15 protein-coding genes are annotated in these 19826 nt (G+C 70.9%); 5 read left to right on the plus strand and 10 right to left on the minus strand.

All coding sequences use genetic code 11. The annotated features are described in order from the left end of the window. Positions 1–45: 45 nt before the first annotated feature. Positions 46–2133, minus strand: coding sequence for a protein kinase domain-containing protein (locus tag V6V47_RS22890; RefSeq protein ID WP_442934288.1), 2088 nt, complete (start codon positions 2131–2133; stop codon positions 46–48). A 138-nt stretch (positions 2134–2271) separates the two neighbouring features. Beyond that, complete coding sequence (locus tag V6V47_RS22895; protein WP_334630362.1) at positions 2272–3147, minus strand: LLM class F420-dependent oxidoreductase; 876 nt, start codon at positions 3145–3147, stop codon at positions 2272–2274. A 122-nt stretch (positions 3148–3269) separates the two neighbouring features. On the opposite strand from V6V47_RS22895, the gene V6V47_RS22900 reads away from it, so the two are divergent. Genes V6V47_RS22900 through V6V47_RS22910 form a run of 3 tightly spaced genes read left to right on the plus strand, consistent with a single transcriptional unit; the run spans position 3270 to position 6573 of the window. Next, positions 3270–4388 (plus strand): acyltransferase family protein, encoded by a 1119-nt coding sequence (locus V6V47_RS22900; protein ID WP_334630363.1) that lies wholly within the window; start codon positions 3270–3272, stop codon positions 4386–4388. Beyond that, positions 4385–5527 (plus strand): alanine racemase, encoded by a 1143-nt coding sequence (gene alr, locus V6V47_RS22905; protein WP_334630365.1) that lies wholly within the window; start codon positions 4385–4387, stop codon positions 5525–5527. The genes V6V47_RS22900 and alr overlap by 4 nt, the downstream gene beginning before the upstream one ends. After that, entirely contained in the window at positions 5524–6573 is a 1050-nt protein-coding gene (locus tag V6V47_RS22910; protein WP_334630366.1) for a D-alanine--D-alanine ligase family protein, read from the plus strand. Before alr ends, V6V47_RS22910 begins: the two co-directional genes overlap by 4 nt. Before the next feature lie 18 nt (positions 6574–6591). Here V6V47_RS22910 and V6V47_RS22915 read toward each other — a convergent pair whose 3' ends face one another. Genes V6V47_RS22915 through V6V47_RS22930 form a run of 4 tightly spaced genes read right to left on the minus strand, consistent with a single transcriptional unit; the run spans position 6592 to position 10277 of the window. Continuing rightward, on the minus strand, positions 6592–7113 hold the full coding sequence (locus V6V47_RS22915) for a hypothetical protein (RefSeq protein ID WP_334630367.1): 522 nt from the start codon (positions 7111–7113) through the stop codon (positions 6592–6594). Beyond that, the gene (locus V6V47_RS22920; protein WP_334630368.1) at positions 7110–8573 is read right to left on the minus strand and encodes a HAMP domain-containing sensor histidine kinase; all 1464 of its coding nucleotides are present in this window, start codon (positions 8571–8573) and stop codon (positions 7110–7112) included. Before V6V47_RS22920 ends, V6V47_RS22915 begins: the two co-directional genes overlap by 4 nt. After that, positions 8570–9265: a response regulator transcription factor gene (locus tag V6V47_RS22925; RefSeq protein WP_334630369.1), complete on the minus strand. Its 696-nt coding sequence runs from the start codon at positions 9263–9265 to the stop codon at positions 8570–8572. The genes V6V47_RS22920 and V6V47_RS22925 overlap by 4 nt, the downstream gene beginning before the upstream one ends. A gap of 46 nt (positions 9266–9311) precedes the next feature. Beyond that, positions 9312–10277, minus strand: coding sequence for a phosphatase PAP2 family protein (locus V6V47_RS22930; RefSeq protein WP_334630370.1), 966 nt, complete (start codon positions 10275–10277; stop codon positions 9312–9314). Positions 10278–10545: 268 nt separating this feature from the next. Here V6V47_RS22930 and V6V47_RS22935 point away from each other — a divergent pair, with 268 nt between their 5' ends. Continuing rightward, positions 10546–11064 carry a winged helix-turn-helix domain-containing protein gene (locus V6V47_RS22935; RefSeq protein ID WP_334630371.1) on the plus strand — a complete coding sequence of 173 codons (519 nt, stop codon included), beginning with the start codon at positions 10546–10548 and terminating at the stop codon, positions 11062–11064. A gap of 70 nt (positions 11065–11134) precedes the next feature. Here V6V47_RS22935 and V6V47_RS22940 read toward each other — a convergent pair whose 3' ends face one another. Then, on the minus strand, positions 11135–15508 hold the full coding sequence (locus tag V6V47_RS22940) for a S8 family serine peptidase (protein WP_334630372.1): 4374 nt from the start codon (positions 15506–15508) through the stop codon (positions 11135–11137). A 336-nt stretch (positions 15509–15844) separates the two neighbouring features. Here V6V47_RS22940 and V6V47_RS22945 point away from each other — a divergent pair, with 336 nt between their 5' ends. Next, complete coding sequence (locus V6V47_RS22945) at positions 15845–16393, plus strand: helix-turn-helix domain-containing protein (RefSeq protein WP_334630373.1); 549 nt, start codon at positions 15845–15847, stop codon at positions 16391–16393. A 63-nt stretch (positions 16394–16456) separates the two neighbouring features. Here the strand turns inward: V6V47_RS22945 and V6V47_RS22950 are convergent, their stop codons facing one another. From V6V47_RS22950 to V6V47_RS22960, 3 genes are all read right to left on the minus strand, one after another. After that, positions 16457–17683, minus strand: a complete 1227-nt coding sequence (locus V6V47_RS22950; protein ID WP_334630374.1) for an L-lactate MFS transporter — start codon at positions 17681–17683, stop codon at positions 16457–16459. Between the two features lie 83 nt (positions 17684–17766). Next, positions 17767–18786 (minus strand): NrfD/PsrC family molybdoenzyme membrane anchor subunit, encoded by a 1020-nt coding sequence (gene nrfD / locus V6V47_RS22955; RefSeq protein ID WP_334630375.1) that lies wholly within the window; start codon positions 18784–18786, stop codon positions 17767–17769. Then, positions 18783–19826 (minus strand): 4Fe-4S dicluster domain-containing protein, encoded by a 1044-nt coding sequence (locus V6V47_RS22960; protein ID WP_334630376.1) that lies wholly within the window; start codon positions 19824–19826, stop codon positions 18783–18785. The genes nrfD and V6V47_RS22960 overlap by 4 nt, the downstream gene beginning before the upstream one ends.

Below are 19826 nucleotides of genomic sequence, written 5' to 3' on the forward strand. Positions count from 1 at the left end.
GGCGCCCTCCCCGCGTGGGGAGGGCGGCCCTCGACCGCTGGGCGGTCACCGGCGCGACCACTCCTGGTTCTTGGCCCCGGCGGGGCAGGTCCGCCGCTCGCGCAACGCCCCGTTCGCGGCGCTCCCGTCGACCGCACCCACGCACAGGCCGCTGTGCGCGTTGACCAGCTGACCCTCCGCGTTCAGCGTGAACTGCTGCGCCGGCGTCGTGTTGCAGGTGGTGAGCTGGATCGGCGCCCCACTGTCGGTCGACGCGCCCAGGACGTCCAGGCACCGGCCGCCCAACTGCACACTCCGGTCCGGGCGCAGCGTCCAGACCTGGCTGGCGGCGCGGTCGTCGCGGCAGTCCCAGAGTCGCAGCCGGACCGGGTCCGGTGACTCCGGTGCGCTGACGTCCAGGCAGCGGCCGCTGCCCGAGCCGACGAGGTGGTAGCCCGCCGTTCTGGGCCGAGCGCTCGGCGTCACCGTACCCGTGGTGGTGTCGGGGTCGGGGCTCGCGGTGGCACCGTTCGGCGTCGGTGTCGGCGTCGACGACGCCACCGGCCGGAAGCCCGCGGTGATGACCCGAAAGGCGTCCAGGTTGGCCGCCCAGGCCGCCTCGGGGGTCGACCAGGTGATGCCGTAGCCCGTCTTCGTCGCCGTCGTGAAGCTGCGCTGCCGGGTGTGCATCGCGGTGCCGGTGTCGCTGGTGTGCACCCACTCCCAGTCGGCGGCCCTGAGCTGGTAGTTCACGGCCAGGATCTCGATCCGACGGTAGTCGCGGTACCGCCCGACGACGGCCGGGTCCTTCGCGCGACCGGTCAGCTCGGCCACGGGGTCGCTGGGGGGCTCGTCGGTCCGGCCGACCACGAGCCGCCGTTCGCCGTCCGGCTCCTCGAACTCGACCTCGTGCCCACGCCGGACGATCCGCCAGTCCCGGGGCGCTGGTACGGAGAAGCCGCTGCCGTCCCGGTAGACCGTCCAGGCGATCGTCCCGCCGGCCGCCCTCGGCGCCGAGCCGGGCCCCGACGACGCGTCCGGCCCGGCCGCGTCCACCATCTCGGCTCCGCTGCCGGCACCGGCGGGCGCCTGGTGGGTGGCCAGCGGGATGCCGATCCCCAGGCCGAGCGCCAGCATGGCCGCGACGCCGCCGATCAGCCAGGCGCGTCGACGCCCGTTGGCAGCCGTCGGCGCCGGGCCGTCGGCCTCCGGCGCGGGCGTCGGGATCAGGGGTACGGCCAGAGCCGCCTCGCCGGTCGGCGGGGGTACGAGCAGCCGCTGTGGCACGGTCGGCGCCGAATCCGGTGGAACGACTCCCCCGGACCGCGGCACCCCGACGAGCACCTCCCGGAGCAACCGCTCGGCGGTGTCGGCGTCCATCCGTTCCGCCGGGTCCTTGCGCAGCAACCCTTCGAGCACCGGCGCGAGCGGTCCGGCGTGCTGTGCCACGGGGGGCGGCTCGGTGACCAGCGCGGTGAGGCTCATCAGGCTGGACGGCCGGGCGTACGGCGACTGGCCCTCGACCGCGGCGTAGAGAGTGGCGCCCAGCGACCAGAGGTCCCCCTCCGGACCGACGGTGCCGCGCATGGCCCGTTCGGGAGAGACGTACGCCGGTGAGCCGAGCACGACACCGCTGAGGGTGAGGTTGACGTCCTCGACGGCGGTGGCCAGACCGAAGTCGGTGAGCACGACCCGACCGTCGGTGCCGACGAGGATGTTGGCCGGTTTGACGTCGCGATGCATGATGCCGGCGCGGTGGGCGGCGCGGAGCGCACCCAGCACGGCCAGCCCGATCTCGGCCGCCCGCACCGGCGCGATGGGGCCGTCGTCGGCGATCGCATCGTGCAGCGAGCGGGACGGCACGTACTCCATCACGATCTGCGGGTCACCGTCCACACCGACCAGCACGTCGAAGACCCGCACGGCGTTGGTGTGGTCGAGTTGCGCGATAGCGCGTGCCTCGCGCAGTGACCGGATTCGCAGTTCCTGTCGCGCCTCATCGGTCAGGCCGGGCGGCGGAACGATTTCCTTGATTGCCACATCCCGCTGGAGCATCCGGTCGCGGGCTCTCCACACCCGACCCATTCCGCCCTGGCCGAGAAGATCCAGGACTTCATACCGATCGGTAACAGGTAGTGGTGGATTCTGCGGCACGCGGGAGAGGGTACCCGGCCCGTGTCAGCCCGTTTACCAGGGACGACGCCAACCCATTTGTGATTCGGATCATCGCCACAGACCGAATCCATCGGGAATTCGCCTTGTGTTCACAGTGGCCCCGGACGGCCGCTTGGATCAGCCGATGTCGGCCAACCGCGGCAGCACCTCGTCGCCGAGGCGCTGGGCGAACTCCACCGGATGCCGGTCCGGCGTGACCTGCACCTCGCTGACCCCGAGCGCGGCGTACCCGGCGACCTCACCGAGGAACGCGTCGAGGTCGACGAGCGGCGATCGGCGAGCGACCACCGTCTTCTCGATGGTGTCGTAGTCACGGTGCTCGGCGGCGCAGTGCGTACGCAGCACGTCCAGCTTGCGCGCCACCTCGTCGGCGCCCTGGTCGCTGCCGAACAGGTTGCAGGCGTCGGCGTACCGGGCGACCAGGAGCAGCGTCTTCTTCTCGCCACTGCCACCGATCATGATGGGCGGGTGCGGGCGGCTCAACGGCTGCGGCGAGTTGATCGTCTCGGCGAGCTGGTAGTGCCGGCCGTCGAAGGGGCCGTCGTCATCGCTCCACATCTGCCGGCAGATCTGCAGCGTCTCCTCCAGCCGCTCGAAGCGCTCGGCCACCGGCACCACGGGCACGCCCAGGCCGCGCTGCTCCCGCTCGTACCAGGATGCGCCGATGCCGAGCCGCGCCCGACCGCCGGAGAGCACGTCGAGCGTCGACACGGTCTTGGCGAGCAGCCCCGGGTAGCGGTACATCACGCCGGTCACCAGCACGCCCAGTGTCATGCGCTGGGTCTTCGCCGCGACGTAGCCGAGCGTGGTGTACGCCTCCAACATCGGCTCCTCGGCCGCGAACACCGCGTCCATCTGGAAGAAGTGGTCCATCACCGTGAAGGACGCGACGCCGGCCTGGTCGGCGATCGTCGCCGCCTCGGCCAGGGTCGGTGCGATCGCCGCCGGCTCGGCCGGGGTCGAGTAGTTCCAGTAGTGCAGCCCGAGCTTCATTCTCGACACCTCCGGATCAAGCCTAGTGGCCACTGAGGGTCGACGCCGGTCGGGCGACATCATTACCTGTTCATGACAATTCGTGGATCGCTCGGGGATATCCGGCTGACACCTTCGAACGAGTGAGACGACAGCCGACTTCCACCATTCCCCGGCCCGGCGAGCACCCGCAGGTGCTGACGCGGGGGCGGACACAGCGCGCACAGTGGGCCGACGCCGCGAAGGGCGTCTGCATCATCCTCGTCGTTCTGTGGCACGTTGTCGTCAAGGACTACCTGCACATCGACTGGCACGTCGGCGTACCCGTCCCGGGCCTGTGGGGGACGCTGGGTGAGCAACTTCTGCCGCTGCGGATGCCGCTGTTCTTCACCATTTCCGGCGTCTTCGCGGCGAACGCCGTCCAGCGACCGTGGCGGGTCGTGGTCCGCAGCCGGATCGCCGGTTTCCTCTACCTGTACGCCGTCTGGCTGCTGATCCACACCGCGCTCCTCGCCATGGCCCCGGGCCTGGAGACCGACCGCGCCACGTCCCTGCTCGGCCTGCTGGAACAGCTCACCATCACGCCGTCCAACCTCTGGTACCTGTACGCCCTGGCGCTCTACTTCACCCTCGCCAAGGCGCTGCGCCGGGCACCCCGGGCGCTGCTCCTCGTACCGGCTGCGGCGCTGTCCGCTGTCGCCGCCGCCGGCCTGCTCGACACTCCGGGCAACCGCGGCGGCCTCTACCAGAACCTGGTCTTCTTCCTGGCCGGGCTCTACCTGCGGCCGCAGATCGAACGGTGGGCGGCCACCGCCAGCCGACAGAGGCTCGTGCTGACCTCGGTCGCCTACGCGGTCGTGCTCGCGGCGATGGCGGCGGCCGGCGCCCAGCGCTGGTTCGGTGTGTGGCCACTGGTGTCCGTCGTGGCGGTCGCCTTCGGCATCACCGCCGCGGCGCGACTGAGTCGATGGTCCACGCTGAGTGATAGCTTCGCCACACTCGGCCGTACCACCCTGCCGATTTACGTCATCCACATGCCGGTTTTGGCCCTGCTGCACCGTCTCCTGGCCGCGCGGATCTCCGGAATGGGCCAGGCCGGCCAGGGCATCGTGATCCTCGGTTACCCGATCATGTTGACTGGGCTCGTGATCGGAGTGAGTCTCGCAATCCATCGCGGCCTGCTGGCGGTCCGGGCATCCTGGCTGTTCGCCCTCCCCGGCCCCCGCCGGCCGGCACCTCGTCGGGTGGGGACCGCCGGATGAGCGGGTTGGCGGAGGCGGTGGTCGACCTCGGCGCGATCGCCGGCAACGTACGGACGATCGGGTCGGTAGCGGACACCGAGCTGATGGCCGTCGTGAAGGCGGACGCGTTCGGCCACGGCGCGGTGCCGGTCGCCCAGGCGGCGCTGCGCGCCGGCGCCACCTGGCTGGGGGTGACCTCGGCCACCGAGGCGCTGACCCTGCGCGCGGCGGGCATCACCGCACCCACGCTGAGCTGGTTGCACCGCCCGGACGACGACTTCGGCGCGTTGATCGTCGCCGGTGTCGACGTCGGTGTGTCCACGCCAACCCACCTGCGCGCGGTGGCCGACGCGGCGCACCGCCTCGGAGCGCCCGCGACGGTGCAGCTCAAGGCCGACACCGGCCTGTCCCGCAACGGGGCCGGCTGGGACGACTGGCCCGAACTGGTCAGCTGGGCCCGCAAGTTCGAGCTGGAGGACGCGATCCGGGTACGCGGGATCTGGTCCCACCTGACCGACGCGGACGTACCGGGAACTCCCGGCCTGGCGCGGCAGGTGGCGGCCTTCGAGGAGGCGCTGCGGGTCGCCCGTGGCGCGGGTCTCGACCCGGACCTGGTGCACCTGGCCAACTCGGCGGCCGCGCTGTCCGCACCCCGGACCCGCTTCGACCTCTGCCGGATCGGGATCGCCCTGTACGGCGTGGACCCGTTCGGCGCGGCCGGGCCCGGCGAGTTCGGGCTCCACGCCGCCATGACGCTGCGCACGACCGTGGTCAACCTGAAGCGCGTGCCGGCCGGAACGGGCGTCTCCTACGGGCCCGAGTACGTGACCGGTGCGCCGACCAGGCTGGCCCTGCTGCCGGTCGGCTACGCCGACGGCCTCCCCCGCGCCACCGAGGGCCGTGGCGCCGTGTGGGTCGCCGGCCGGCGCTGCCCGATCGTCGGGCGCATCGCCATGGACCAGTGCGTGGTCGACGTCGGCGACCTCCCCGTGTCGATCGGGGATCCGGTCGTGGTGTTCGGCCCCGACCGGGGCGACCACGCCCAGCCGACCGTCGTCGAGTGGGCGCGGTGGGCGGGCACCAACCCGCACGAGATTCTGACCGGCATCGGGGCCCGGGTGGCCCGCGATCACCTCGACGAAAGGGCGACGACCTCATGACAACCCGACTGGCAGTGCTGTACGGCGGGCAGAGCGGCGAGCACGAGGTGTCCCGCCGCTCGGCGGCGAGCATTCTCACCGGGCTGGACCGCGAGCGGTACCAGGTCACCGAGGTGCTCATCGGCTCCGACGGCGGGTGGCACGTCGACGGCCGCCCGCTGTCCCTCCCGTCGGCGCTGCGCGTGCTGCGTACCCAGGACGTGGTGTTCCCGGCCCTGCACGGCCCGTACGGCGAGGACGGCACCGTCCAGTCGCTGCTGGAATGGCTCGGCGTGCCGTACGTGGGCAATGGCGTCTTCGCGAGCGCGGCCGGCATGGACAAGGGCGTCACCAAGCGTCTCCTCGCCGCGGAGGGCCTGCGGGTCAGCCCCGGTGTGACGCTGCGCCCCGGCGAGGACCTGTCAGCCGACGACCGGCAGCGGCTCGGGCTGCCGGTCTTCGTCAAGCCCGCGCGGGCCGGCTCGAGCCTGGGCGTCACCAAGGTGACCGACTGGGCGCAGTTGCCGGCCGCGTTGGCCCTGGCCCGGGAGGCCGACCCGAAGGTGCTGGTGGAGCAGGGGGCCCGCGGTCGGGAGATCGACGTGGCCGTCCTTCAGCACCCCGACGGGCGGGTGCAGGCCGGTCCGCCGCTGGAGATCAACGTGACCGGCGCCGGGTTCTTCGACTACGACGCGAAGTACGACGGCGGCGCGGTCTTCCAGATCCCCGCCCTGCTCGACGACGCCACCACCGAGGTGTTCCAGGACCGGGCGATCCGCGCCTTCAACGCCCTCGACTGCCGGGGGTTGCTCCGGGTCGACTTCTTCCTGCCCGCGGAGGGGTCAGCCGAGCCCATCGTCAACGAGGTCAACACGTTCCCCGGATTCACCGCGGCGTCGCAGTATCCCCAGATCTGGCGGCAGGCCGGTCTGGAGTTCGGCACCCTGCTCGACATCCTGATCGCCGGCGCGCTGGCCGACGAGGGCCGGGTCCGGGCTGTCGGGTTGCCCCGGCAGGCTGAGCACGCGGCCGTAGGGGAGCCGGCACGGCCGCTCGCCCTGGGGTGAGCGCCGGCGGCGCCCCGGTCACTTGATCGGACAGGACCGGGGCGGTCGGACGCCGTCGGACCCGACGAGGGTGACCGGGGCGTACCTGGTCCCCTGACCGGTGAGCGCCGCGTTGTCCGCCACCGTGCAGACGATCTGTGCGGCCGCGATCGCCGACAACGAGGTCACCGCACCGTTCACCGTCACCGTGAGGCCGTCGGCCTTCGCCACCACCGGGGCGGTCGGGACCAGGCCCGCCGGCACCTCGCTGGTGAGCCCTCGGCCGCGCTCGGACTCGTCCGGACCTTCCGCCAACATCAGGAACGGGCCGTCCGCCAGCGCGCCGTGCGAGACCGCGGGCGCGGCGACGACATTGGTCGGGCGGATGACCAGCGCGAGTTGCCCGCGCCAGACCAGGTAGAGGTGGATGCCCTCGGACTGCCCGGCCTGGGCGGCGCTGCCGGTGATGACCGCGCTGGGCCGGACACCGCAGCCCGCCGTGAGCAGGGTGAGCAGGACCCCGGCCGCGAGCAGCAGCCGAGTCGCCCGGCGGCCGGTCACCGTACGCCTCCGGAGCCGGCGGGGTCCGCCGCCACCCGGGGCAGGCGAAGTGTGAACACCGCGCCGCCGGTCGGGCCGTTGCCCGCGACGAGGCTGCCCGGCTGCCCGGCGTGCCGGTGCAGGCGCGCGTTCTCCCACGCGATGGCGAGGCCCAGGCCGCTGCCCTCGGAGCGGGTCCGGGCGGTGTCCGCCTTGTAGAAGCGGTCGAAGACGTGCGGCAACACCTGCGCGTCCAGCCCCGGCCCGTGGTCGTCGACCTCGATGGTCATCCAGTCCTCCTCGGCCCGCAGACGTACGGACACCGGCTCGGCGCCGTGCCGGAGGGCGTTGCCGACCAGGTTGGCGACGATGACGTCCAGCCGACGGGGGTCGAGCCGGGCGACGACTCCCGGTGGCAGCTCCGTCCGGACCCGATCGGCCCAGCCGCGCAGCCGCAGGGTCGCGGTCACCGCCGCGGCCACGTCGACGTTGTCGAGGGCGAGGCGCGCGGTGCCGGAGTCGAACCTGCTGACCTCGATGAGGTCGTTGACCAGCTGGGTGAGGTTCTGCGTCTCCTGGCTGACGAGCCGGGCAGCTCGGCCGGCATCGCCGGGGAGCCGGTCCGCCTCCTCGTCCAGGACGTCGGTGACGGCCGTCATCGCGGCCAGCGGGGTGCGGAGTTCGTGCGACACGTCGGCCACGAACCGGCGCGCGTCGGCCTCCATCCGTCGCAGCTCGCCGACCTGCCGCTCGAGCGTCCCGGCGGTGTCGTTGAAGGTCCGCGCCACGTCGGCCAGCTCATCGGCGCCCCGGACCGTCAGGCGGGTGGTCAGATCACCCTCCCCGAGCCGGCGGGCGGCCTGGCCCAGTTCGCGGACCGGCCGCAGGACGCCTCGGGCGGCGAGCAGGGCCAGCAGGACCGCGAGGACCAGGGAGAGCCCACCGGTCAGCCACGCGAAGGTGGCGAGCCGATCGATGCTCTGCTGTTCGGGAGCGAGGCTGCGCACCGAGTAGACCTCCAGTCCGGACGGCACCGACGCACCGTCCGTACGGTCGAGTCGGAGCTGCGTCCCGATGACCAGTACGGGTTCCCCGTCGCGCGAGACGCGTTGCCAGGCGACGACGCCGCTCCCGACCGCCTGCCGCAACTGCGGGGTGAGCGGCTCGGGCGCCGCGGCATTCCCGGTCGACATGTCCCGGTAGACGATCACAGCGTAGCTCTCCCGGTTGGAGAGTTGCTGGGCCAACGTTTCGAGCTCCTCCTGGGTCGGCGGAAGCTCGCGTATCGGGTAGACCTTCGCGAGTTGGTCGGTCAACGACACCGCGGCGGCGTCCTGTGCCTGCTGCAGGATGACGGTCCGGGCCTGGATGTAGCTCACGCTGGCGACGACGGCCGTGGTGGTCACGCCCAGCAGAGCGAAGACCAGCACCAGCCGGACCCGCAGGCCCAGGGCTCTGCCGCCGGCCCAGCGCACCGTCACAGCGGCCCGAACCGGTACCCGAAACCGCGTACCGTCTGGATGAAGACCGGCACCGAGGAGTCATCCTCGATCTTGGCGCGCAGCCGCTGGACGCAGGCGTCCACGAGCCGCGAGTCGCCGAGGTAACCGTGCTCCCACACCGCCTCCAACAACTGTTGGCGGCTCAGCACCTGTCCCGGTGTGTGCGAGAGTTCGAGCAGCAGACGCAGCTCTGTCGGGGCGAGGCTGACCGGCAGCCCGCCCTTGCTGATCACCAGCGCGGCCCGGTCGATGGTCAGGGCTCCGTGCTGTTCCGGCCCGGACCGGTCGCCTCCCGTGCGCCGCGACTCGCCACCGGTCCGCCGCAGCACCGCGCGGATGCGCGCCTCGAGCACCCGGGCCTGCACCGGCTTGACCACGTAGTCGTCGGCACCGGCCTCGAGGCCCGCCACCACGTCCATGTCGTCGTTGCGGGCGGTGAGCATGATGATCGGCAGGTCGCCGAGCTGCCGGATGCGCCGACAGACCTCGAACCCGTCCATCCCGGGCAGCATGAGATCGAGGATCACGACGTCGGACGAGGCCGCGCGCAACCGTTCCAACCCCTGCTCTCCGGTGGCCACGGCGTCCACCGTGTGCCCCTGCCGGGTCAGCGCCAGTTGCAGGCCGTCGCGCACCGTCTGGTGATCTTCGATCAGCAGGACCTGGGACATGTCGCCAAGTATCGCATCATGAATTGATTCGGCCTTTTGTCGAGGTTCAGCGCTTGGACAGCAGGGAGAACGGGGTGGCGAAATCGGTCGATCGCACCAGAGACGCCGCGAGGCCCACAGCCAGCATCGTCAGCCCGGTCACCGCCACGATGGCGACGAGTGGTCCCCGCTCGACCGATGCGCTCAGACCGGGCACGACCACCAGGAGCACCCAGAGCAGCACGATCGACCCGACCGCGCCCTCGACCAGCCGGAGCCAGGTGGCGCCACGCTCCGGCCCGCCACGCGGTTCGGTGCCGGCCGGGTCGGTGGCACCGCCCAAGGCCGTCAGCGCGGCCGTGGCCAGGTAGAACAACGACACCCCCAGCAGTACGCCGCCGAGCGCGTCGCTGAACCGATGCCACCCCGCGATCATCGTGCCCGCGGCGATCACCGAGACACCCACCGCCCCCGGCACCGCCAGCAACCGTCGAGCCCACCCGGGCAGGACCAGCATGAACGCCAGCAGCAGGGCCGTCGCGACCGCGACGTGGCCGCTGGGAAAGCTGTTGTGGGTGGTCGAACTCGCGATCTGGAGGTCGGGGCGGGGCAGCACCGACTTCACCGCGCCGGCCACCAGCACCGCGCCGAGAACCATGCCGACGCCCACGACCCCCGCCACCAGTCGTCGGCGGAGCAGCCCCACCAGCAGCACCGCGCCGAGCAGGGCGGCCAGCAGCGTCGGGCTACCGAAGGTGGCGAGGACCGTCTTGGCCGGGTCCACCAGGACGGTCTCCTGCTGGTAGCCGCCGCCCCGCTCGGCACGGGGCAGGAGCAGTCCGTCCAGCCACTGGCCGGCTGGTGTGCTCAGGAACACCACGCCGGTGAGGCCCAGTGCGAGCAGGTGGCACAGGGCCGCTGCGAGCAGCCGCCAACCGAGGTGCGCCGCCTCCGCGCGCACCCGGGGCAGCGGTCGCGCCGGTCGCGGGTCGGGCGCCGGTCGGCTGAGGGGGTACGACGATCCGATGGACATGGCTGCCATGGTCGACCCGTCAGGTCCCGATGCCGTGCGCTGAATGTCATCGTTCTGTCACAGCTTTCCGGTCTCTTCCGGAAAACCGGACACCGGGGCAGACGTCCGACCCACCGGCCTGAACGGTCATTCACATGCTTACATGCAACTATGTTTTACCTGACCGAGATGATCATCCATTAGGGTCAGGACGCCGATCGATCGATGTTTCGGTCGGCAGTGCGAAAACCATCCGGAGTGAAGTGGGGAACCGGAAGGGGTTGGGGGAATGCACGAAATACCGGTTGCGTCCCTGGTCATCGGCATCGCGTCCTCGCCGGCCGAACGCCGACAGCTGGCACAGCTGCTCGGAGGGAGCGATGCCTTCCTGATCGTCTCGAGCGTCGAGCAGGCGCGGGAGTTTCTCGGCGTGGTCGAGATGCCGCCCGTCACAACGGTCCCGCCCGCCGCCCAGACGGTGCTCGCGGAGGCGGTGCAGAGCACACAGACGCCGCAACCACCACCGGACCTGGCCGTGGACTCCGACCGCCGCGTACTGCGGTGGCGCGACCAGGAGATCGACCTGACCCGGTTGGAACACGACGTCCTGCTCTGCCTGGTCGACGCACCCGGCCAGGTCTGGACCTACGAGCGGCTGCACCTTGAGGTCTGGGGCAACCGGCACCTCGGCCGAGGTTCGGACATGCACTCCGTGGTGCGACGCGTCCGCCGCAAGCTGGCCCGGCTGAACGCCTCGGCGACCATCCACGCGGTCCGCGGGGTCGGCTTCCGGCTCGCCTCGGTCTGATCGCCGGACGCGATCCGGCCCGCCTGGTCAGGGACCAGACGGGCCGGATCTGTGTACTACCGCTCAGAGGTCAGCACTTGACGGGTGCCAACGTGAAGTCCTCCACGGTGGGCGTGGTGGCGACGACCTTCGTCTGACGGGTCTGGGGCTTCCAGCCGTCCTTGGCGACGATCAGGGTGAGCGGGTTGTTGCGACGGTCCACCCACTGGGCGTACTTGCCCTGGGCATCGGTCGTGAAGGTCCACGACATCGCCCACGAGTCGACCTGGACCAACGCGCCGGCGATCGGCGAGGTCGCACCCTGGCAGTTGGTCCCGTTCACGGTGCCCAGCAGCTTGCCCCAGGTGCTCGGAGGCGTCGCCGTCATGGTGACCGCCACCGGCGCGACCGTGTACGGCGTGTTCTCCTTGATGCCGATCGCGCCGGAGTAGGTGCCCGGCTGGTCGACGTTCGCCGTCATACCGACGGTGACCGTGACCTTCGCGCCCGGCGCCAGCGTGACCGCCGTCTTGTCGATCGTCAGCCAGCTGACGTCGGCCGACGCCTCGGCGCAGTCCTCGAAGCCCGGCAGCGCCTCGCTGTCCGGTGCCGCGTTGAAGCTGCCGGACGAGCCGCCGACCTTGTAGAAGCCGCACGCCGCGCCGCCCCGGTAGCGGGCGGTGTTGGCGTTCGGCAGGTTGGACCACGAGCTGGTGCCCGGGTCGTAGGCGAAGCCGACGTTGCTGATGGCCCCACCCTGCGAACCACCGACGACCAGGAGCTTGCCGCTCGCGACAGCGAACGAGCTGGCCCAGTTGTCAGCCGGTGCATCGGCGATGGCGGTCCAGGCGTTGGCGCCCGGGTCGAAGGAGTAGCTCGCCTTCTGCGAGGCCGACCCGTCGTTGCCGCCCGTGCAGTAGATCGCGCCATCGATCCCGCCGCAGGAGGCGAAGGCCACCGACTTCGGGTAGTTGGCCAGCGTCTCCCAGGTGTTGGTGCCCGGGTCGTACGAGACGACGGTGTTCGACATCGGGGTACAGGCCGAGGTGGTGCAGCCACCGATGGCGTACAGCTTGCCGTCGACGACCGCCTGACCGGCCGCAGCTCGCGGCGCGGGGTTGGCAGCCAGGGTCGTCCAGGCGTTGGCCCCCGGGTCGTACGACCAGGTGGCACCGTCCGGGCCAGCGGCGGCCCAGCCGCCGGTCGCGATGATCTTCCCCTCCAGGACGCCCACCGTCAGGGCGTTACGGGCACCGGGAAGGTCGGCGATCGGCGTCCACGTCAGCGCGACCGGGTCGTAGACGTAGTTCTTCGCCGTGGAGGCCGAACCGTCGCCACCGCCGATCGAGTACACCTTGCCGTCCAGGTTCACCACCCGGTTGTCCATGATGTTGGTCGGGTAGTCGGTGATGTCCGTCCACGGAGCGGCCTGCGGGCCGGCCGCGGCGGAGGCCGCCGACGGTGCCTTGCCGGACGCCTTCGCGGCGACCGACGTCGGGACGTTGAGCCGCTGCTCCGGAGCGCCACTGGCGCCGAGGATCTGCTGCTTGGTCACCTTGGACCCGTCGGCCCGGAGGATCTCGAACCCACCGTCACGCTCACTGAACTCGACGTCGACCGGCGCCCCGCCGGTGTTGGTCACCGTGAACGTCTTGTTGGCCTTGCCGGTGGGCATCTTGACCGTCGCGCTCAACGCCGTCGGCACCACCGAGAGTCGACCGGCCGCGAGGACGAAGTTCGCGGTGGTCGCCCAGTCGGCCTGGACGTCGACCTGCTTGCTCTGGGTGACGTAGTTACTGGCCTTGGCGGTGAACTTGTGCGTGTCGGTCAGCGACGAGTACAGCCAGTAGAAGCCGTCCGGCAGCCCCGGGTCGTCCGGGGTCGCCACGGTGGTGGCCTTCTCGGCGGGACGGTCGTCGCTGGTGACGGTGGCACCGTTGATGTAGCTGTTGTCGTTCTTGTCGCGGACGTTGCCGACGACCAGACCGCCGTCGACCGGAACGCAGGTGACCTGGCTGCCGATCAGTACGTTGTCGACCTCCCACCACCAGCCGTACGAGCCCTGGTAGAAGTGGAACCGGACCTGGACCTGCGCCTTACCGGCGGCCTGCGGGATCGCGATCTCGCTGACCTTCGGTCCCCGGACGCTCGCCTCCTGGTGCAGCACGGTGGCCCAGGTGGCACCGCCGTCGACGCTGAGATCGACATCGGCGACATCCGAGCCGAGGTGGTAGTAGTCCTGGTTGAAACGGATCACCGGGGCCGTGACGGCGGTCAGGTTGACCACCGGGCTGACCAGTGAGCTGTCCTGGGTCCCACCCGAGCCGTAGTTGTCGCTGTCGATCATCGCGAAGTTCCCGTTGCCACCGGTCAGGTTGCCGCGGTCGCCGTCGTCGGTGAACTTCCAGACCTGGCCGTTGCCCTTGTTGTCCACAACGGACCAACCCGCCGGCGTGGTCGGGCCATCGAAGGTCTCGTACTCACCGTCGGAGCCGTTCGTGTAGCCGGGGGCCGTCGTGCAGGCGGTCGTGTCCACCGGCACGGCGACGTTGGCGACGACGTTGCCCGAGCCGACCACGACCTCCTTGGTGATGGTCTGGTAGCCCGGGTACTGGGTCTCGTACTTCAGGGTGTACGTCTGGCCGCTCGGCAGCTTGATGCTGTATCGGCCGTTCGACGGCGTGGTGTAGTCGTACACACCGGACACACCCTGCACGGTCACCTTGGTGTACAACGGCCAGCCGTGGCCGGAGCCGTCGGTGACCGCACCGGTGACGTTGACGCTCGGCACCGCGGCGAGCGCCGCGTTGACCGTCGTGGTCGCGCTCTCGGCGACCGTCGCCGTCTTCGTCTGGCTGGCGTACCCGAACGCCCCGATGACGACCTGGTAGTCACCGATCGGGAGGATGACCGAGTACTTGCCGTCGGCACCCGTGCTCAGCTCGCGAGCGGCCGGGCCGGTGAGCGTCACGGTCGCACCGGCGATCGGTGCGCCGGTGGCCGCGTCGGTGACGGTGCCGGCGAGGGTGCCGGTGCCGCCGGTCGGGGCGGCGTTGAGCAGCGAGAGGGCGTCCAACCGGCCTTCGCCGTAGACGTTGTTGTCCGCCGCCGTGCCACCGCACTGGTCGTCGGCCTTGTCGATGGCGGAGCCGTTGAGCAGCGCACGGGTCGCCGCGACGTCACCGACCAGCGACGGAGCCGCCGAGTACAGCAGCGCGATCGCGCCCGCGAGGTGCGGTGCCGCCATCGACGTGCCGTTGAAGCTGGCGTACGCGTTGCCCGGAATGCTCGACCGGACGTTCACGCCGGGTGCCGAGATGTTCGGCTTGATCTCACCGTTCTGCCCGACGCCGCGGCCCGAGAAGCCGGCGATGTTGTTGTTGATGTCGTACGCGCCGGCCGAGTAGTTGCTCACCAGGCTGCCGGGCGAGCCACTGCTCTGGCAGGACGGCCCGCTGTTGCCGTTGGAGAAGACGCCGAAGATGCCCGATGCCGTCCAGGCCAGCGTCACGTCCTCCATGAACGGGTCGTTCGAGGGGTTCTGGCTGCCCCAGGAGTTGTTGATGACGTTCGGCCGCTTGCTGGCGTCCGGGTTCTGACCGTTGAGGTCCGTCGGCTCGAGCATCCACTGACCGGAGGTGACCAGAGCCTCGTCGCTCGGGCAGCAACCGTTTGCGGCGATCCACTTGACGCCGGGCGCGACACCGATCTGGTTCGCGCCGCCGTCGGAGCCGGCCATGGTGCCCATGGTGTGCGTACCGTGGCCGTTGCCGTCACAGGGTGCGGCCGCGCAGGTCCCGGCGGCGTTGAACCAGTTGTAGTTGTGGTCGAACGTGCCGTCGCCGTTGTTGCCGCGGTAGGAGTTCACCAGCGCCGGGTGGTCGAACTGGACCCCGGTGTCGATGTTCGCGATGGTGATGCCCTCACCCGTGGCGCCGTACTGGGACCAGACGTCATCGGCGTTGATGTTGGCGACGCCCCACTCGAGGGCGTTGGCCACCTTCTCGTCGGTGCCCTTGGAGATCTCGGGCACCTTGTAGGCGACCGGGGCGTAGAGGCCCTCGACCTCGGCGTGGCCGGCGAACTTCTGCGCGACCGCCAGCGATCCGCCGCTCACCTTGATGGCGTTGCTCGCCCAGAAGGTCTGGTACTTCAGGCCCGAGCCGTCCAGCTCGGCCCGCACCTTGCCCTGGCTCGCCGCCGCGGTCTGGCGCAGAGCGTCCGCCACCGCCGTGCCGCGCTTGTTCCAGTCCTTGATGGCACTGGCCTTGCTCAGGTCGGCCCGGTCCTTGAACCGGATCCAGAAGTCCCCTTCGCTCTTGGCCTGGAGCTGCTTCGCCAACTCGGGACGGATCTTGTCCCCCGTCGAGGCGCCCGCCCCCGTTCCGCCGGGCGCGGCCTGCGCGCCCGAGCCGATACTGGCCAGACCTGTCGCGGCCAGGATCACCGCCGCACCGGCGCTCACCAGGGATCTGGTTGTGCGCCGCCATTGTGGACGTCTGAACATCGGTACTGCCTCCTCCAGAACGACCCAGAGTGAAAATGAGCCATGGTGAAGGTGCCGAGGTCCATCCGTCTCGGTGGAACCGAACGGATGAGCCTCTCCTCGCCCCCCCATGCACCGCGCGGGTCACGCCGGTTGCCCGAGTGGACACTATGATCGAGAAGAAAGGACGATCAAGAACTTGCCGTGAGCAACTTGTCGCTAACGGTTGCCAGGCTGACGGCATGCTTGCCAATCTTTGTCAGGACGATGACGAGAGTTGGGCAGGATGCTGTCCATCGATCCCGGGTGGGTGCTGTGGCCGAGGACGACGTACCGGCGCTGGACGGGTCCGATCCAGTTGACCAGCCGTTTCCGCTGTTGATCGCGGTGACCCCGTCGCCGACCGAACGGATCCGGCTCGCGGAACGACTCGACGGCATCGCACCGCTGCTGCTGGTGGCCGACCTCGACGAGCTGCGCCGGCTGATCGGAGCTCCGCCGCAGCCGGCCGCGACGCCGCCCGGCCCGGTGCCCGCGATCACGGCGGTGACCAGCGCGGCTCTGGTGATCGACTCAGCCCGGCTGGTCGCCCGCTGTCGGGATCGCGAGGTCGACCTGACCCGGTTGGAGCACGACCTGCTGATCTGCCTGACCACCGAACCGGTCCGGGTCTGGAGCTACGCCGACCTGCACCGGTCGGTCTGGCGGGACGAGGGGCGGGAGCGCAAGGCGGACGTGCAGTCCCTGGTGAAGAGACTTCGGCGCAAGCTGCAGGACCTCGGCACCGGCGCCGGCATCGAGGCGGTGCGAGGAGTCGGGCTGCGGCTGACCGATCGTCAGCAGCCGCGGATCGAGCGGGCCTGATGGCTGCCTGATGTGGGCAGTCACCGCCGCCTCATCGTCGGGGCTGATGGCCCCGCAACACGGTCACCCCCGGGCCGACTCGGACGGCATCCGGGTGATCGGCGGCAGGACGAGGGCGATGAGGGCGACGATCGCGATGACCGTGAACGGCAGCGTGTAGCTCTTGCCGCTCGCCTCGTAGAGCAGCGACGTGACCAACGGGCCGACGACACCGCCGAGACTCCACGCCACGATCATCGCGCCGTAGACGGCACCGGCGTTGGGCGTACCGAAGTAGTCGGCCGCGGTGGCGGGCATCGTGCCGAAGCCGCCGCCGTAGGCGAGGTAGACCAACGCGGCGAGGACGGCGAAGAGCGCCAGCGACGCGGCGTGCGGCAGGATGAAGAAGCAGATCGCCTGCAACAGCAGCATCCCGATGAACGCCGGCATCCGGCCGGTCCGATCGGAGAGCCAGGCCCAGACCACCCGCCCGGCGCCGTTGAACAGCCCGAGGACGCCGACCAGGGTGGCGGCGGACGCCGCGCTCGCCCCGGTGATCACCTGGGCCGCGTCGGACGCCTGCGAGATCAGCGCGATGCCGCAGGCGACGTTGAGCGCGAGGATCCCGGTGAGCAGGTACCACTGCCGGGTGCGCAGCGCCTCACGCAGGGTGTACGCGCGGGAGCCCGCGACGGCCCGGCCGCTGGTCTTCGGAGTGAATCCGGGCACCTGGTAGCCCGCTGGCGGGTTCCGGAAGAAGGACGCCCCGAGCAGGATCGCGATCAGGTAGGCGACGCCCAGCGGAAAGAACACGTGGGTGGGGTTGTCGGTCCCGTTGAGCAGGGCCTTCGCGACCGGTGCGACGATCACGGCGCCGAAACCGAAGCCGGCGACCGCGATGCCGGTGATCAGGCCGCGCCGGTCCGGGAACCACTTGGCGAGCATCGCGATCGGCGTGATGTAGGCCGCGCCCAGGCCGATCCCGCCCAGGACACCGTAGGTGAGCACCAGCAGCCAGAGCTGATCGCTCGACGACGTGAGCGCGGCCAGCATGTTGCCGACCGCGTAGAGCACACCGCCGGCCAGCGCGACGGGTCGCGGGCCGCGCCGGTCCTGGATCCGGCCACCGATGATGCTGCCGATGAAGATCGTGCCGATCGCCACCTCGAACGGCAGCACCGCCTCCCACTTGGCCCAGCCGAACTCCTCCTGCAACGGCTTGTTGAACACGCTCCACGCGTACACCGCGCCGAGCGCGAGTTGGACGAGCACCGCGGCGACGACGAGGCCCCAGCGGCCCCGCGTCGGCACGGATCTCCCCGAATCAGTTGTGGTGTGGGCCATGAGCTGAGTCCCCCGTCTGCCGGCTCATGGGCTGGACGCCTGCGCCTGAGTTACGTCTGTCTCTCGGCCGGCGGCCGGACCCCTTTCTTGTCGAGCCGCTCTCGTTGCGGCACGACCGTGTATTTCGGATCACGCGCCGACGCCATGCCCGCCTCGAAGACGCCGAAGCGGGTGGCGACGGACGATGCCACCAGGGCCGCGCCGGCGACCGCCGACAGAACCCGGCTGCGTCGACTGACCAGGGCCGCGACGGCACCCACGGCGAGCAGCGCCCGTCCCGTCCGGATCAGTCGGCCGCTGCGACCGTGCTTGTAGGGCTCGCTGGTCACGCCCATGCGCTCCAACTGACGGCCACCAACCAGCTCGATGGTCGCGGCGGCCAGGACGAGACGCCGCAGCGGGGCGGTCTCCGCCGCGGGTGCCGCGATCAGCCCGACCCCGGACGCGGCGGCGAGCGCGCTACCGGCGAAGACGAACGGCAACGACGGGTACGCGTCGTGCCAGGACGGCACGGCCGTATCGGAGAAGAGCACCCCGGTGTACGTGGCCAGCGCCGGCGCGGTGGCCGCGGCGGCCAGGCCGGCGACGTTGCCGATGTTCGGCGCGACCCGGCGGGCGAGGCCGAGCACACCGTCCTGCGGAAGCAGTGTCCCGAGTTCGGCGACCGCGGCCACTCCGGCGAGCGGGCCGAACGCGGTGAGGATCCAGGTGCCGACCGACATCGGTGAGGTCACCTTGGCGACCCGGAGCATGTGGTGGAACCGGCTCGGCTTCCCGAGGTCGTGGACCAGCAGGTACGCGCTGGCGGTGACACCACCGAGGGCCGTCCAGCGCCCCACCTGGCGCAGCCCGGTCCGCCCGGTCAGTTGTGCGCCCGCGCCGATCAGCGCGCCCCCTGCGGCGAGGCCGCCGGTGAACAGGTAACCGGCGATGTCGTGCTTCCACACCGGCGGTTTGAGGATCGGTCGCCCGTAGTAGGAGGTGAAGTCGGCGGGCGGCACGGTGACCTGTTCGCCGCCACCGCGGCCGGACCGGCGGTGGCGCTTCCCGTCCGGGACCACGTTGGTCATGGCCGCGCTCCGACGAACGCGACGACGGCGGCCGCCGCCATGACCAGGGCCGCCTGGCCGGCGCGTTTCCACATCGCGGGCAGGTCCCGGGTGGTCACGATCGGATCCGGCGGAAGCCCGTACACCTCGGGTTCGTCGAGCAGCAGGAAGAACGCGCCGTCGCCGCCCACACCGTCGTTCGGGTCGTGCCCGTACAACCGCGCCTCCGGCACGCCCTGCTCGTGCAGCGTCGCGACCCGGTTCGCGGCCCGCTCCCGCAACTCGTCCAACTGGCCGTACTGGATCGACTCCGTCGGACACGCCTGCGCGCACGCCGGCGTCATGCCCGCACCCATCCGGTCGTAACAGAGCGTGCACTTCCACGCCCGACCATCATCCTTGCGCTGATCGATCACGCCGTAGGGGCAGGCGGAGATGCAGTAACCACAGCCGTTGCAGATGTCCTCCTGCACCACCACCGTCCCGAACTCGGTGCGGAACAACGAGCCCGTCGGACAGACGTCCAGGCACGCCGCGTGGGTGCAGTGCTTGCAGACGTCCGACATCATCAACCACCGGAAATCCGTCCGCTCCGCCAAGCCGGTACCCCGACCCGGGGGCTGCGACCCCGGCATGCCCAGGAAATCCGGCCCGCTCGCCATCCGGGCGGCCACCGCCGGTGTGCCGGGCAGCACGCCCGGATCGGTCCCGGTGTCGCTGGTGGTGCGGGCGTCGATCGCGGCGGTGCGCGGGCTGACCGTCGGCCCGTCCGGGGTCCCCTCGAACGGCGGTTCGGCCCAGCCGATCGGACGCGCCTGCTCGACGAACGCGACGTGCCGCCACGAGTTCGCCGTCAGCGCGCCGGTGTTGTCGTACGACATGCCGAGCAGGTCGAACCCGCTCTCCGGGACGAGGTTCCACTCCTTGCAGGCCACCTCGCACGCCTTGCAACCGATGCAGACGCTGGTGTCGGTGAAGAAGCCCATCCGGGGCGGGGGATCCTGGTAGCCGGCGTCGGGCGCCGGGTCGAGCGGCCCGTACAGGCTGTTGGCGTGGGGCAT

The sequence above is a fragment of the Micromonospora sp. CPCC 205539 genome, assembly GCF_036906815.1.
GTDB lineage: Bacteria > Actinomycetota > Actinomycetes > Mycobacteriales > Micromonosporaceae > Micromonospora.